Origin of the sequence: Campylobacter sp. BCW_6465, from assembly GCF_001762815.1 — a bacterium.
Lineage (GTDB): Bacteria > Campylobacterota > Campylobacteria > Campylobacterales > Campylobacteraceae > Campylobacter_D > Campylobacter_D jejuni.
Map to the genome: position 1 here is coordinate 81,365 of NZ_MJXN01000101.1, position 14,248 is coordinate 95,612.

Genomic DNA, 14,248 nt, shown 5'->3' on the forward strand with positions numbered 1-14,248 from the left:
TATTATTTTTATAATTTAATATCATATCATAGAAAGAATTTCAGCACGCCCATTAATCACAGCAACACAATGTTCATAATGAGCCGCATTAAGCCCATCAATACTTCCAGCATCCCATTTTCCATTATAATGTTTTGGTGTTCCATCTTTTTGGCATATCATAGGCTCTATGCAAAACACCATTCCATTTTTAATTTTAGGGCCACTTTTTGCACTCGCACCTTTTTCTAAATAATTTAAAATTTCAGGCTCTCCATGGGGCTTTCGTCCTATACCATGTCCACAATATCCACGAAGCGGGACAAAACCTCTTGCATGGATAAATTCGCCTAAAGCAGCTGAAAGTTCCTTAAAACGCATTCCATCATGAATAATATCTATAGCATGATATAACGCGTCTTTAGCACAAGAGATTAAAGCTTTATCAGTGGGTGAAACTTCTCCTATAGCAATAGTTCTTGCTGCATCCCCATAATACCCATCAATCAAACTTCCCACATCAAGACCTAAAATATCACCCTCTTTGATAATTTTATCATCTGGAATTCCATGGATACAAACTTGATTTAAAGATGTGCAAATGGCACCTGGAAAACCATAAAGTCCCTTAAATGATGGCTTGGCACCAAGGCTTAAAATATAATCTTCTGCCATTTTATCAATTTGTTTTAAACTCATTCCTATTTTAATTTCATTCTCTAAAAAATTTAAAGTTTTTGCTACAATTTGATTTGCTATTCTTAATTTTTCTATTTCATCTGGTTTTTTCAATTCTATCATTTTATTTCCTTATAAATTTAGCCAAATTTTAGCAGTATTTTTTAAAGATTCAACATCGCTTGAAGCATAAAAATGCAATCTTGCTTTATGATTTTTCAAATCTATATTTTCTCTTTCTTTAAGAAATTCAACTATAGCATCTCCTGAATGAATTAATTTTGTTTTATCGCCAAAATACTTACTTAAAGAACGACCTAGTAAAGGGAAATGAGTGCAAGCGAGTATCAAAGCATCTGGAGTTGTGATATTTTTAAAATAATACTCCATAGCACTTTGCAAAAAATCTCCTTCAAAAATACCTTCTTCAACCATAGGCACAAAAAGCCCTGTAGCTAAAGCATTTATATTTGTATATCCTTGAAATAATAAACGCTTTTGGTATTCTTCTGATTTAATGGTTGCTTTTGTTGCAATGACTAAAATTTCTTTATTTTTATCATGTAAAGCTTTTATCGTTGCTTCAACCCCTGCATCAATTACACCATATACTGGAAAATGTGCTTTTGCTTTTAAAGCATCTAAAGCATAAGCACTAGCAGTATTACATGCAATGATAAGCATATCAATTTGGAATTGTTCAAAAAATTCCAATGCTTCAAGACAGAACTTTATAATAGTATCTTTATCTTTCACCCCATAAGGAACTCTTGCGGTATCTCCATAATAGATAATTTCATCAAACAGTCTAGCTTCATAAAGAGATTTTAAAACACTAAGCCCCCCTACTCCGCTATCAAATACACCTATTTTCACTTTAATACCTTCTTGCTCCTATATAACGAGCCTTCCAATAAGAACTATTTAACTCGACTTCTTTTACTCCACCTTTACTAGATAAATGTATAAATTTTCCCTTGCTCGTATAAATACCAACATGCATACCATTTGGCCCTCTACCTGTCTTAAAAAATACCAAATCTCCTGTTTGCAATTTTGATTTAGAAACTTTTCTCCCAGAACCTAATTGAGTTTTTGTAGTGCGAGGTATGCGTATATTAAGCTGAGCTAATACACTCTGTGTAAATCCTGAACAATCAGCACCTTTTTTAGTAGTTCCACCTAAAACATAAGGAGTTTTTTTCCATTCATTTGCTATAGTCTTAAGTTTTGTTTCTTTATTTGTATTATAAATCGGACGAGTATAGTTTAAATTCTGATAAAAACTACATCCACTTATAAAGAATACAATCGTGATGATGAAAAAAATATGCCTCATCAGTCCCCTTAAGATCGAGCAGCAAAGAATTTAAGATAAATAAAACCCCAAATCCCAGAACAAAATGAAGCTATGAGAATAGCTAAATTATCTGCATAATTAAAAATATCACTGACTTCATACGCCAAGCCATCGATAAACAAACTCATTGTAAAACCGATACCTGTAAGTATACAAACCCCATAAAGTTGTTTCAAATTTGAACCTTGGGGCAAGGCTGCAAATTTAAAGCGGATTGCCAAATAAGAAAACAAAAATACACCCACTTGTTTACCTACAAAAAGCCCCAAGAAAATACCTATACTTACACCTGAAAAAATTGCTCCTATGTCGATATTGGATAAATTTACCCCAGCGTTAGCAAAAGCAAATAAAGGTAAAATAATAAAAGCAATCCAAAATTTTAGACTTTCATAGATTTCTTCTAAAAATGCTTCTCCATTTTTAGTTTGCATCGGTATAAAAAATGCTGTTATGATTCCAGCCAAAGTTGCATGCACACCACTTTTTAAAACACTAATCCAAAGAATAACTGAACAAATAAAATAAAAAGACTTTCTTGTTATTCCTAAAATATTTAAAACAAGCATTACCAAAATAGCAATTCCTGCAACGACAAAAGCAACTATTGATAATTTTGTCGTATAAAAAATAGCTATAATTAAAATAGCACCCACATCATCAAAAATAGCCAAAGAAAGTAAGAAAATTTTTAAACTTGATGGAATATGCTTACCACACATCATTAAAATCGCTAAGGCAAACGCTGTATCTGTAGCTGTAGGTATAGCCCAACCTTTTAAGGTATAAGCATCTCCTATATTCACCAAAGCAAACAACATTGCTGGTATAAGTATACCCCCTAAAGCAGCCATAAAAGGTAAAACAATATTTTTAGGATTTTTAAAATCCCCATGCAAAAATTCCTTCTTAAGCTCAAGCCCTATAGCAAAGAAAAATATAGATATAAGCCCATCATTTATCCAAAGCAAAAAAGGTTTATTAAGCTCAAATTCACCTACACTAAATCCGACTTTTAAATTTAGAAATTCTCGATAATGTTCGCTAAAAGATCCATTTTGCACAAGCAAAGCAAGCAAAGTACAAACTATAAGTAAAACACCACCAAAAGCCTCATTTAAAACTAAAGTTTTTAATTTATGTACTATATTATTCATTTAACAATCTTAAGATAAATAAAACCAACAATGGCACTTAAAAAACTAGCTATTAAAATAGCAAGTTTATCCGCATGTTCAAAAATATCACTATTTTTATAAGCCAAACCATCAATAAACAAACTCATCGTAAAACCAATGCCTGTTAAAATACATATACCATAAAATTTTCCATATTTAATATTTTCAGGTAGTTTTGCAAGCTTAAGTTTGATAGCAATAAAACAAAAAGTAAAAACACCTAGTTGCTTTCCTAAAAATAATCCTAGAATAATTCCAAGGCTTACAGGTGAAAATACCGAACCAAGATGCATATCTCTGATATCAATTCCAGCATTGGCAAAAGCAAATAAAGGCAAGATAAAATAAACCACCCAAGGATTTAAATCCTTAAGAACTTCATGCAAATAAGGTTTTTTATTTTTTGTATCAAGCGGTATAAATAAAGAAATAATCACACCAGCCAAAGTCGCATGCACTCCACTTTTAAGCATAGCTATCCACAATACAACACCTACTAACACATACAAAGAAAGATGGGTGATGTGATAATAGTTTAACAAAAGTAGAGCAAATATACAAAACAAACAAATAATAATCGCCAAAGCTGAAAGCTGATCTGTATAAAATAAAGCAATAATAACAATAGCGCCCAAATCATCAAAAATAGCTAAAGAAAGTAAAAAAAGCTTTAAACTTGTAGAAATTTTATTTCCTAAAAGCATCAAAATACCCACTGCAAAAGCTATATCGGTTGCTGTAGGTATTGCCCAACCTTTCATAGCAAAATCATGAGAATAATTAATAGCAGCAAAAATTAAAGCAGGAGTAATCATACCCCCCAAAGCTCCAAATATAGGTAAAGATACAGCTCTTATATTTTTAAGCTGTCCGCGTAAAATTTCATATTTTAACTCAAGTCCTATACATAGAAAAAATATAGCTATCAAACCATCATTTATCCATAAATCCAACGACTTTGAAATTTGAAAATGATCAAATCCTACTGTAAAATTAGCATGAAAAAAATCTGTATAAATAACACTTAAAGAAGAATTTTTACATAATAAGGCTAAAAATGTAAAAAATATAAGCAAAATACCAGGGAAAGTTTCACTTAAAACCATCTTCTTTATCATTTGCATCCTTGCTCCTAAATAAATATTATAAAAATTTAATACGATAAATAAAATGGCAAAATTATAACGAAAAAATACTAAAGAAATAATTATTTAAAAAAACAAGCTCAAGATACCAACAAGTTCTTAAGCTTGTTCTTAAGATATTTAAGCGTAAATATCCAAACCACTAGAGCTAGAAACTTGTGGAGCGGAGGCTTGAGAGACACCTTCCATACCTTCGATGAGTTCATTCATCAATGCCTCGTTTGTGTCCATAGATTTTTTCAAAACTGAAGTATTAACAGCAGTCATTAAATTAGCATTACCCATAGAAACATCTGAAACCATATCATCCTCCTTTTAGATTGAGTCTTAAGACTTTATTTAAATCGGATGATATTTTTAAAACTTAATATTTTTTACTAAACTTTTTAAAATTTTTCAAGGAAACCAATATCTGAAATTAAAAATCATAAATTTTTTAAGATAAAATCCTATTTTAAAAATTTTTACACTATGAAACAATAAGCAAAATATAAATGGTTGATACTTTTAGAAGCAAATGAAATAGATAAAAATTTTACTTCAATAAATTTAAGTTTTATCTTATTTATACGATTTATAATATAATCAAAAATTACAACTTAAAAAGCTATTGCAATTATATAGGAGTTTGCTAATGTTACTTAATACACCTTGTAGGGGAATAGTAGATACAAATTTTGAAAGTAAAAGAATTAATATAACTTCAACTTTAAAATTTCAAGAAAAAAAAGAAAAAGTAGAAGCTAAAGCTGAGAAAGAAGAAGCAAATAAAGACAATAGCAATTCTATAAACACAGATACCAACAAAAAAGATAAACTTTTGGATATATCTACTTAATCTAAAATATGCTATAACCATCTCCTTGAAGAATACACAATAAATGATTTTTTGATTTTTATTAAGCTTTTAAAACACTAAAAAAGGAAAAATTAAAAATACAAAAACAATATCCCAAAGTGGATAGTTTAGAAGAAAATCTTGCGATACTTAAAAACAACCCATATTAAATCACAAAAATAAGATATATTTAAAAATTTATTAAAATATATCTTAAATATAATTAATAAAAAATATTATCGATACAAAAGCTTATTTTTTAGTTCTATTTAAGATTTTTAATATTATACTAGCCATTATTTATTTTGATAATAAATATTATTTTTATCAAAAACCAAGGGTAATGATAATGAAAATTTTTAAAATTATATTTTTAATTATAAGTATTTTTTTATCAAGCTCAGCTTTTGCTAGAGTAGATGATTATATTAATGAAGCAAATCTTATCAAAGATATGCTAAAACAAAGCATAGAAACTTATAAAAAGGGGGATAATCTAGGTGCTAAAAAGCTTAGCGAAGATGCGTATTTTCAACATTTTGAAAATATGGAAGGCCCTATAGGAAGAAACATAGGAAGAAAAGCCATCACCATGGAGCGTAAATTTGTAAATTTGCGTCGCATGTATAAAGATGAAGCTCCTTTAACACAAATTAATGCTTTAATTGATAGTCTTTATTATGATCTTGATGAAGTAGCCCCAATCTTACAAAATGGATATCGTTTAAAAGCAGAAGCAAGCGATACAAACTATGATAAGGCTAAAGCTGAAAAATCAAGCCTAGAAGCCAATGCCAAACGCGAAGCTGATGCAGAAGCTTTAATCGCACAAATGATGGGCGTGGATAAAAAAGATTTAGCACAAAGTTCTTTAGACACTCAAACTCCTAATACACCTACAAACAACGATGCGAGCAAACTTACAGATGATAATGCAAGCGCTGATTTACAAGCTGCTGCTGCAATGGACGTAAGATTGCAATTTATACTAGATAATATCTCTACCAAATTTTCACAGGCAGCTAATGCTTTTAAAGAAAAAAACTACCAAACTAGTAAAGATTTTTTAAATGATGCCTTATTTAGTGATTATCGCAATACCAAAGTAGAAATTTTAGTAAATAAATTTACCAAAGCAGGAAACGATCAAAAAATTCAACAAGCCATACGCACCCTTATACGCCAAATCAACGATGCAAAAATAGATGAAAAAGACTTAAGAAATGGCTTAGATAACATAGAAGAACAAATTTTTGATGTTTTCTTACAAATTCCAAATTCAGAACTTTCAAGTTTGCAAATTTCAGGCTTTAATGATGAAACAAAAGGCAAAGATTATGCCAAAGTTTCTAATGATATCAAACTTGCCTTAGATGGAATTTTGAAAAATTATGATGGCTTTAGCGCTTCTATAGTAGATGATTTGCAAGGAATTTATCTAGATACTTTTGAAGCAAGCGGTATGGAAAATAAAATCGGTGCTGTAGATAGCGGCTTAAAACTTAAAATAGAAAGTTTATTTTCCAAAGGCGTAGCACTGATTAAAGCAAGTGCAGATAAAAAAGAGCTTGAAGCTACTTTTAATGACTTAGAACAACTCATAGCAAACAGTGTAGATAAAATTCAAGATTCTACTCCTTATTCGTTGTTTATATGGGCTTTAGGCATTATTTTGCGTGAAGGCTTGGAAGCTTTGATTATCGTTGTAGCCATTGTTTCTTATCTTGTGCAAAGTGGTAACAAAAATCGTCTAAATATCGCCTATAGTGCTCTTTTTACAGGAGTGATTTTAAGTTTTATTACCGCTTTTGGAGTTTCTTGGCTATTCAAAGAAAATGCAGGACAAAGTAGAGAGCTTATAGAGGGTATTACCATGCTTATAGCCGTATTACTACTCTTTTATGTGGGCTTTTGGCTACTTTCAAACGCACAAAATAAAAAATGGACAAGCTTTATCAAACAAGGTGCTATAGATGCTATATCAAACAATAGTGCAAAAACCCTTTGGATCACCGTATTTTTAGCTGTTTATAGAGAAGGTGCAGAAACTGTGCTTTTTTATCAAGCCTTGCTTTTTGATGCTAAAACAAGCACTGATTTTAGTGCTGTTTTTGGTGGGCTTGGACTTGGAATTTTAATACTTATTGTTTTATATTTTCTTTTAAAAGCAGGAGCCATTCGCATACCTGTAAAACAATTTTTCTATATCACTTCTTACATTATTTTTTACATGGTTTTTGTTTTTACAGGCAAAGGCATAGCTGAACTCATAGAAGGAAAAGTCATCATTCCTAGTCTTATACCTATGAATTTTGAACCGATTTTATGGCTTGGAATTTATCCTTACTATGAAACCTTAATCCCTCAATTTATAGTTTTGATCATGCTAATTATTGGCATTTTAATAACAAAACAAATTTCAAAAAAAGGAGTAAAATCATGATAAAAAAAGTTTTATCAGTAGTTGCTGCAGCTGCGGTTATTAGTACAAATTTATTTGCAGGCGAAGTGCCAATCGGTGATCCAAAAGAACTTAATGGTATGGAAATAGCCGCTGTTTATTTACAACCTATTGAAATGGAACCAAGAGGTATTGATTTAGCTGCGTCTTTAGCAGATATTCACCTAGAAGCTGATATTCACGCACTTAAAAACAATCCAAATGGTTTTCCAGAAGGTTTTTGGATGCCTTATTTAACCATAGCCTATGAACTTAAAAATACCGACACAGGTGCGATTAAACGCGGAACTTTGATGCCTATGGTGGCTGATGATGGTCCTCACTATGGTGCAAATATCGCTATGGAAAAAGATAAAAAAGGTGGCTTTGGCGTAGGAAATTATGAACTTACTTTTTATATCTCAAATCCAGAAAAACAAGGTTTTGGACGCCATGTTGATGAAGAAACAGGCGTGGGTAAGTGGTTTGAACCTTTTAAAGTAGATTATAAATTCAAATACACAGGCACGCCAAAATGATTTTACACTCGGATTTTCCGAGTGTTTAAATATTTTTATTTTTATTTGAAAAATTAAAATAACAATGTTTAAAGAGTAAATTATGAGTATATATTTTGTGCATTTTCTTATCAGTGTTTTACCGCTAAGTATTTTAATGGCCTTTATCACTCCTGATAAAAAATATATTTTTAAAAGTTTTTTAGTAGTTTTTTTGGGCTTTTTATTTGGATATTTTGCTTTTTTTATCGCAGCACAATTTTTAAAAACTGAAAATTTAATCTTTAATTTTGATTTTGTTTTTATAGGTTTATTGCTAGTAAGCTTTATATTTTATTTTTGGAAAAAAATTGAAATTTTAAATTTTATTTTATTGGGAATTTTAAGTTTTTGCACCGCTTTGCATTATTATTTTTTAAGTCAAGATTTCCCTATTTTTACTAGCTCTTTAATCGATAGCGAAGGTATAAGTTCTTTAGGTTTTATTGCTTTAGCCTTGCTTGTTTGTATTTTGATTTTCTTCTTTTTAAAATGGCAAAAAAATTTTAATCAAAAAACAAGCTTTATGCTGTTTTTACTGCTTATCCTTATAGAAAGCGATAAAGCTCTAGCCAATATCTTGCTTACTTTAATGCGAAATTCCATCATAGAAACTCATACTTTTTTGGTGAGTTTTGTAGGAAAAAGTAATTATTTTGGTGTTTTTGGAATTTATGTTTATTTAATTTTCATCACTTTTTTAGCATTCTTAAGCTTAAAAATTCGCAAAAAAAATATAAGCAAAAAACAAATTTTAGATATAAATTATCGCAAAAATGAAGCTAAAACAAGTCTTATTAATCGCTATTTTTCCAGTGTTTTTATCTCCTGTGTTATAAGTTTTTGCATTGTTTTATACTTTTTTATGGTAAGCTCTAAGCCTTTAACCATAGATGAGCCTAAAGAAATTTTACCCGATAAGAATGGCAAATTTATCTTTGATATAGCTCTTTTAAGGGATAACAAACTCCACCGCTTTGCTTATATCAGTGCTGAAGGCAAAGTGATAAGGTTTTTTCTTATCAACAAAAGAGAAGATAAGGATTCTCCTGTAGCTGTTTTTGATGCTTGTATGATTTGTGGAGATATGGGCTATATCAAAAAAGATGGACAACTCATTTGCATTTCTTGCAATGTGCGTATTTTCTTGCCTAGTGTAGGCAAAAGCGGGGGTTGCAATCCTATCCCACTCAAATACGAATACGATGGTAAAAAAATCACCATAGATGTTAAAGATGTAATAGCAGGATCTAATTATTTTAGTCAAATCAAAGAAATTGAAGTGCAAGATCCTGTATCAAAAACAAAGGTTATAAACACCCAAGCTCCTTTTTCTTATAGTTATAAAGGGATTACTTATTATTTTTCAAATCAAAACAACTATGAAGAATTTAAAAAAGATCCTACAAAATATGTAGAAGAAAACGAAGCCCAATTTTTAATCCAAAGGAGAAACGATGTTGGCTAAAATGATTTTTAACTCTATATTTAAAAACAAAATTCAAAAATTTTTAGCCTTTCTTACTTGTTTTTTAGCCACGCTTTTGCTCTCTACTATGCTAAATATTACCCTAAGTATAGGCGATGAAGTAACTAAACAACTCAAAAGCTATGGCTCTAATATCCTTGTTTTACCCAAAGGCTCAAGTCTTAGTATAGAAATAGGTAATGAACTTTATGAACCCTTAAAAAACAAAAACTACCTAGAAGAAAAAAATTTATATATGATTAAAGACATTTATTGGCGTAACAACATCACCGCACTTGCTCCTTTTTTAGAGGGTAAAATCGCAATTGAAAACTCCCAGCAAAAAGCACTTATTTATGGCACTTATTTTCAAAAAGCCATAAAAATTAAAGATGATGATGATTTTATCACAGGTATAAAAAGTCTTTATCCTTATTTAGCAGTGCAAGGAGAATGGGCAAAAGATGATAGCAATGAAATCATGCTAGGTGAAGACTTTGCTAAAAACAATAAACTAAAACTAGGAGATACTATCAAACTCATAGGAGAAAACAATCAAAGCAAAGAAGCAAAAATTGTAGGCATTTTACTTCATGCCAATCCTAAAATGTCAAATAAAATCATCACTCCTTTAAATTTAGCTCAAGATTTACTCAACAAACAAGGGCTTTACTCAAGTGCAGAAGTAAGAGCTTTTACCATACCTGAATCAGCCCTTTCTGAAAAAGTGCGTCGCATGGGCGAAGAAAAATTAGATCAGTTGGAATATGACAAATGGTATTGCTCAGCTTATGTAGGCTCAATCGCTAGTCAAATTAGCGATGGCTTACCAGGTGCTGATGCAAAAGCTCTAAATGCTATAAGCGATGCTCAAAGCTTGGTGGTTAAAAAGATCCAATCCTTAATGGGCATTACTTGCATTATTTGTCTTATTGTTGCAAGTATTGCGATTTCAAGCCTGATGAGTTCTGAAATTCATCGTAGAAAAAAAGAAATAGGACTTTTAAAAGTGCTTGGTGCTAATACTTTTCAAATTTATCTCATCTTTGCTAGTGAAAATTTAATCGTAGCTTTATTTGCTGCTTTATTTGGATTTATTTTTGGCACAGCACTTTCTCAAATCATCAGCCTTAGCATTTTTGGATATTTTATTGATATAGCCTTTGTAGCTTTACCTTTAAGCTTTATTTTTGCAGGACTTATTGCCTTACTAGGTTGCTTGCTTCCTATCAAAAATATCACACAACTTTCAGCTGCAGGAGTGCTTTATGGTAGATAAGTTTTTCCTTAATGAGCTTTTTAAAAGCATTAGCTTTTCTTATCAAAGACTTTTTATTATAGTTTTAAGTGTTTTTATAGGAGCACTTACTTGCTCAGCTTTTTTAAATATTTATTTTGATATTGATACCAAACTTTCTAAAGAATTAAAAGCTTATGGAGCAAATGTAATGATAAGCCCGAAGCAGGATGAAAATTTTATCTCCAATGCTGAGTATGAAAAAATAAAAGAAAATTTAAAGGCTAGAGCTTTAACTCCTTTTTTGTATGATTTTTTAAATTTAGGTAGTACAAGCGGAGTGGTTTTAGGCACTGATTTTAGGGCTTTAAAAATCACTAAACCTTTTTTAGAAGTTAAAGAAGGAAGCTTTTCTCTAAATGATTTTGATGAAAATTCAGCCTTTTTAGGGGTTAATTTAGCCAAGCAACTAGGCCTAAAAACAGGCAATGAACTTCAAATTTACAATCCAAACAATGGAAAAAGCATAAAACTTACCATAAAAGGCATACTTTCAAGCAATGATGAATTTGATAGCATTGTTTTAGCCCCTTTAAGCGTGGTGCAAAATTTAAGCGATAGAGCCGGTATTAACTATGCTAATGCTGTAGTTTATGGAAATTTTGATGAAGTTAAAGCCAAAACACAAGCAATCAACAATGAATTCATCGATGCAAAACCTATATCTTCAGTATCCTTAAGCGAAGGTTTAGTACTTGGAAAAATCAAAGCTTTAATGTTTTTAATCATACTTGTAGTATTGATCATAGTCACTACTAGCGTTAATACAACTTTAAGCTCTATTATATTTTCTCGCAAAAAAGAGATCACACTGCGTTTAGCCTTGGGTGCGAAAAAAAGTGAAATTTTTAAACTTTTTGCTAGTGAATGCTTTATAGTAAGTTTTTTTGCTAGTTTAATCGGAGCTTTTTGTGGGATATTTTTAGCCAATGTCTTTGGTTATTTGATTTTTAATTCTAGTATTGATTTTAGATTTATAGCTGTTTTTATAGCCTTAATCATTTCTTTGATTTTTGCCTTTTTGGCTGCATTTTTTCCTATAAAAAGAGCATTAAAAATCAATGTGTGTGAAAATTTGAAAGGTGAATGATGAAAAAAGAACTTATTAAAATAAACAATTTAAATAAAGAATTTGGCAAAGTTAAAGCCTTAAACAATATCAACTTAAGCGTCTATGAAGGAGAATGGCTTGCCATCATGGGTCCATCAGGAAGTGGAAAATCAACGCTTTTAAACATACTATCACTCATGGATACTCCAAGCTCTGGAGAGTATATCTTAGACAATGAAAACCTAGAGCAAATGGATGAAGAGCAAAAAATCACCTTGCGTCGTGAAAAAATAGGGCTTGTCTTTCAACAATTTCATCTTATCCCCTATCTTAACGCCTTAGAAAATGTTATGCTCTCTCAGTATTATCACTCAAGTGTAGATGAAGAAGATGCCAAAATGGTTCTTGAAAAAGTAGGACTTTCACACAGACTCACTCATTTACCTAGCCAATTAAGTGGCGGGGAACAACAAAGAGTTTGTATAGCAAGAGCTTTGATCAACAACCCAGAGCTTTTGCTCGCAGATGAACCCACAGGAAATTTAGATGAAGCCAATGAACAAATCGTTCTTCAAACCTTGCAAAAATTAAAAAATGAAGGCAAAACTATAGTTTTAATCACACACAATCCTGATTTAGCCAAATTCGCAGATCGAACCCTTATCTTACAACATGGGGTGTTAAAATGAAAAAAAGTCTTTTAATCTTAAGCATTTTGTTTTTGCTCAATGCTTGTTCTTTTGAAAATTCAAAAGATACTGGAAAAGTTGGAGAAAAAAGCGCTGAAATTTCAGCTAAAGATACCTTAGGAAAAGCTGTAAAACTTGCTGATGATAATACAAGTTTAAAAGTCTTAGTCTTTTTTCAAAATGGCTGCCCTTCTTGCTTAAAAGAACTCCCTTCTTTAGATGAATTCATACAAAATCATCCCAATAAAATCAGTGTTTATGCTATAAATTCCATCGATAATGCCAATGTGGTTAAGGTTTTAGCCGAACAATTTGACTTTAAAAATGTAAAAGTTTTAAAAGACGATCTTAAAATCACCAATGATCGTTACGCTGTGTTTGCAACCCCTACTACCATCATCATTAAAGATGGGATGATAAAAGATAGAATTTTAGGAGAAAAACCATGGGAATTTTTCGAATCCAAGCTTATTTCTTTGCTTTAATCATAGCTTTATTTTTTGTAGCTTGTGATAGTGGAGAAAATTTTAAAGCTTTAAATAGTGATAAAACCTATAATTTTGCCTACAATGGTTTTGAAAAAAGCCTAAAACTAAATGATAAAGCACAAAATTTTGCTTTAGTATTTTTCACAAAAGATTGCGGAGTTTGCAAAGAACAAATTCCTATTTTGCAGAATTTGGCTAAAAATTATGATTTTAGTATCTTTGTGGTTTTAGGTGATGCAAATGATGCAAATGATGCAAAAGCTTGGGCTGATGAAAAAGGTTTATCTAATTTAGCAATGTTTTATGAAAAAAGAGCAGCTAAATACCTTTCAAGTGCCATTGGGGAAATATATGGAGTACCTGTGCTTAGTTTTTTCAAAGAAGGAAAAATGGATGAAAAATTCATAGGCTTAACTCCTTATAGCATACTTGAAAAAGAAATCAAAAAAGTAAAAAGCTAAAAATTTACTTTAAAGCTTTTTATCTCCTATAAAATATCCATAAAGCTCATAGCTTCCATCTTTTTTCATCAAAATTACAGGATATTTTTCACTATAACCTTGTTCCATTCCTGGGCTTCCTTGCGGCATGCCAGGAGCTGAAATTCCTATAACATCTTTAGGTTTGTTTTCAAGCAACCATGCTATGGCACTTTCAGGAACATGCCCTTCAATAGCATAACCTTCAATCACACCTGTATGGCAACTTTGATACTCATCTTTTATACCCATTTTTTCTTTGATTTTAAGAAAATCATTGGTTTTATGAACACTAACCTCATAACCCTTAGCTTTCATATAATCAGCCCAAAAATCACAACAGCCACAAGTAGGACTTTCATAAACTTGTATTTCCTTAGCCTGCGTAAGAGTGAGTAAAAAAAGAATGGTTAAAATTGTTTTTTTCATAATCGCTATCCTAAGTAAAAAATATATAATAATACTTTTATAAAGTTAATATCATCACATTTTTAACACCAAAAAATAAATTTACAAAATTTAATCAAGAAAAGATTTTTAATTAGTGCTAATTTTTCTTTACAGCAAAGATATAAAAGATAAAACGATTTAAAAAACTAGA

At 30.7% G+C, this 14,248-nt stretch carries 16 protein-coding genes; 9 read left to right on the forward strand and 7 right to left on the reverse strand.

From position 1 onward, the window contains the following. Positions 1-21: 21 nt before the first annotated feature. From map to AJ886_RS07640, 6 genes are all read right to left on the reverse strand, one after another. Positions 22-780: a type I methionyl aminopeptidase gene (gene map / locus AJ886_RS07615; protein ID WP_002856112.1), complete on the reverse strand. Its 759-nt coding sequence runs from the start codon at positions 778-780 to the stop codon at positions 22-24. 9 nt (positions 781-789) lie between these two features. After that, positions 790-1,533: a glutamate racemase gene (gene murI, locus AJ886_RS07620; protein WP_002862287.1), complete on the reverse strand. Its 744-nt coding sequence runs from the start codon at positions 1,531-1,533 to the stop codon at positions 790-792. A 1-nt stretch (position 1,534) separates the two neighbouring features. Then, positions 1,535-1,996 (reverse strand): C40 family peptidase, encoded by a 462-nt coding sequence (locus AJ886_RS07625; protein WP_070287488.1) that lies wholly within the window; start codon positions 1,994-1,996, stop codon positions 1,535-1,537. 8 nt (positions 1,997-2,004) lie between these two features. Further along, positions 2,005-3,174: a Na+/H+ antiporter NhaA gene (nhaA, locus tag AJ886_RS07630; protein WP_070287489.1), complete on the reverse strand. Its 1,170-nt coding sequence runs from the start codon at positions 3,172-3,174 to the stop codon at positions 2,005-2,007. Continuing rightward, positions 3,171-4,319: a Na+/H+ antiporter NhaA gene (gene nhaA / locus AJ886_RS07635; protein WP_070287490.1), complete on the reverse strand. Its 1,149-nt coding sequence runs from the start codon at positions 4,317-4,319 to the stop codon at positions 3,171-3,173. Before nhaA (AJ886_RS07635) ends, nhaA (AJ886_RS07630) begins: the two co-directional genes overlap by 4 nt. A 141-nt stretch (positions 4,320-4,460) precedes the next feature. Further along, the gene (locus AJ886_RS07640) at positions 4,461-4,643 is read right to left on the reverse strand and encodes a YjfB family protein (protein WP_002856010.1); all 183 of its coding nucleotides are present in this window, start codon (positions 4,641-4,643) and stop codon (positions 4,461-4,463) included. A 331-nt stretch (positions 4,644-4,974) separates the two neighbouring features. Here AJ886_RS07640 and AJ886_RS07645 point away from each other — a divergent pair, with 331 nt between their 5' ends. The 9 genes from AJ886_RS07645 to AJ886_RS07685 all read left to right on the forward strand — a co-directional run bounded on the left by AJ886_RS07645 (position 4,975) and on the right by AJ886_RS07685 (position 13,629). Continuing rightward, positions 4,975-5,178, forward strand: coding sequence for a hypothetical protein (locus AJ886_RS07645; RefSeq protein WP_070239903.1), 204 nt, complete (start codon positions 4,975-4,977; stop codon positions 5,176-5,178). A 349-nt stretch (positions 5,179-5,527) separates the two neighbouring features. Then, on the forward strand, positions 5,528-7,621 hold the full coding sequence (locus AJ886_RS07650; protein ID WP_070287491.1) for an FTR1 family protein: 2,094 nt from the start codon (positions 5,528-5,530) through the stop codon (positions 7,619-7,621). After that, positions 7,618-8,157 (forward strand): iron transporter, encoded by a 540-nt coding sequence (locus AJ886_RS07655; RefSeq protein WP_002778842.1) that lies wholly within the window; start codon positions 7,618-7,620, stop codon positions 8,155-8,157. The genes AJ886_RS07650 and AJ886_RS07655 overlap by 4 nt, the downstream gene beginning before the upstream one ends. Before the next feature lie 82 nt (positions 8,158-8,239). Further along, positions 8,240-9,643 carry a Fe-S-containing protein gene (locus AJ886_RS07660; RefSeq protein WP_070287492.1) on the forward strand — a complete coding sequence of 468 codons (1,404 nt, stop codon included), beginning with the start codon at positions 8,240-8,242 and terminating at the stop codon, positions 9,641-9,643. After that, on the forward strand, positions 9,633-10,922 hold the full coding sequence (locus AJ886_RS07665; RefSeq protein WP_070287493.1) for an ABC transporter permease: 1,290 nt from the start codon (positions 9,633-9,635) through the stop codon (positions 10,920-10,922). The genes AJ886_RS07660 and AJ886_RS07665 overlap by 11 nt, the downstream gene beginning before the upstream one ends. Then, entirely contained in the window at positions 10,912-12,030 is a 1,119-nt protein-coding gene (locus AJ886_RS07670) for an ABC transporter permease (protein ID WP_070287494.1), read from the forward strand. The genes AJ886_RS07665 and AJ886_RS07670 overlap by 11 nt, the downstream gene beginning before the upstream one ends. Next, a complete protein-coding gene (locus AJ886_RS07675) occupies positions 12,027-12,680 on the forward strand; it encodes an ABC transporter ATP-binding protein (RefSeq protein ID WP_002860103.1) in 654 nt (217 codons plus the stop codon). The genes AJ886_RS07670 and AJ886_RS07675 overlap by 4 nt, the downstream gene beginning before the upstream one ends. Then, positions 12,677-13,165: a TlpA family protein disulfide reductase gene (locus AJ886_RS07680; protein ID WP_002851267.1), complete on the forward strand. Its 489-nt coding sequence runs from the start codon at positions 12,677-12,679 to the stop codon at positions 13,163-13,165. The genes AJ886_RS07675 and AJ886_RS07680 overlap by 4 nt, the downstream gene beginning before the upstream one ends. Further along, positions 13,126-13,629: a TlpA family protein disulfide reductase gene (locus AJ886_RS07685; protein ID WP_038814768.1), complete on the forward strand. Its 504-nt coding sequence runs from the start codon at positions 13,126-13,128 to the stop codon at positions 13,627-13,629. Before AJ886_RS07680 ends, AJ886_RS07685 begins: the two co-directional genes overlap by 40 nt. Positions 13,630-13,638: 9 nt before the next feature. Here AJ886_RS07685 and AJ886_RS07690 read toward each other — a convergent pair whose 3' ends face one another. Continuing rightward, a complete protein-coding gene (locus tag AJ886_RS07690) occupies positions 13,639-14,076 on the reverse strand; it encodes a DUF411 domain-containing protein (protein ID WP_070287495.1) in 438 nt (145 codons plus the stop codon). Between the last annotated feature and the right edge of the window lie 172 nt (positions 14,077-14,248).

What these genes read in the sequence shown, in the direction of transcription:
- map (WP_002856112.1), bottom strand. Translation starts at nt 780, where the DNA reads ATGATAGAATTGAAAAAACCAGATGAAATAGAAAAATTAAGAATAGCA.
- AJ886_RS07625 (WP_070287488.1), bottom strand. Translation starts at nt 1,996, where the DNA reads ATGAGGCATATTTTTTTCATCATCACGATTGTATTCTTTATAAGTGGA.
- nhaA (WP_070287489.1), bottom strand. Translation starts at nt 3,174, where the DNA reads ATGAATAATATAGTACATAAATTAAAAACTTTAGTTTTAAATGAGGCT.
- nhaA (WP_070287490.1), bottom strand. Translation starts at nt 4,319, where the DNA reads ATGCAAATGATAAAGAAGATGGTTTTAAGTGAAACTTTCCCTGGTATT.
- AJ886_RS07640 (WP_002856010.1), bottom strand. Translation starts at nt 4,643, where the DNA reads ATGGTTTCAGATGTTTCTATGGGTAATGCTAATTTAATGACTGCTGTT.
- AJ886_RS07645 (WP_070239903.1), top strand. Translation starts at nt 4,975, where the DNA reads ATGTTACTTAATACACCTTGTAGGGGAATAGTAGATACAAATTTTGAA.
- AJ886_RS07650 (WP_070287491.1), top strand. Translation starts at nt 5,528, where the DNA reads ATGAAAATTTTTAAAATTATATTTTTAATTATAAGTATTTTTTTATCA.
- AJ886_RS07655 (WP_002778842.1), top strand. Translation starts at nt 7,618, where the DNA reads ATGATAAAAAAAGTTTTATCAGTAGTTGCTGCAGCTGCGGTTATTAGT.
- AJ886_RS07660 (WP_070287492.1), top strand. Translation starts at nt 8,240, where the DNA reads ATGAGTATATATTTTGTGCATTTTCTTATCAGTGTTTTACCGCTAAGT.
- AJ886_RS07665 (WP_070287493.1), top strand. Translation starts at nt 9,633, where the DNA reads ATGTTGGCTAAAATGATTTTTAACTCTATATTTAAAAACAAAATTCAA.
- AJ886_RS07670 (WP_070287494.1), top strand. Translation starts at nt 10,912, where the DNA reads ATGGTAGATAAGTTTTTCCTTAATGAGCTTTTTAAAAGCATTAGCTTT.
- AJ886_RS07675 (WP_002860103.1), top strand. Translation starts at nt 12,027, where the DNA reads ATGATGAAAAAAGAACTTATTAAAATAAACAATTTAAATAAAGAATTT.
- AJ886_RS07680 (WP_002851267.1), top strand. Translation starts at nt 12,677, where the DNA reads ATGAAAAAAAGTCTTTTAATCTTAAGCATTTTGTTTTTGCTCAATGCT.
- AJ886_RS07685 (WP_038814768.1), top strand. Translation starts at nt 13,126, where the DNA reads ATGGGAATTTTTCGAATCCAAGCTTATTTCTTTGCTTTAATCATAGCT.
- AJ886_RS07690 (WP_070287495.1), bottom strand. Translation starts at nt 14,076, where the DNA reads ATGAAAAAAACAATTTTAACCATTCTTTTTTTACTCACTCTTACGCAG.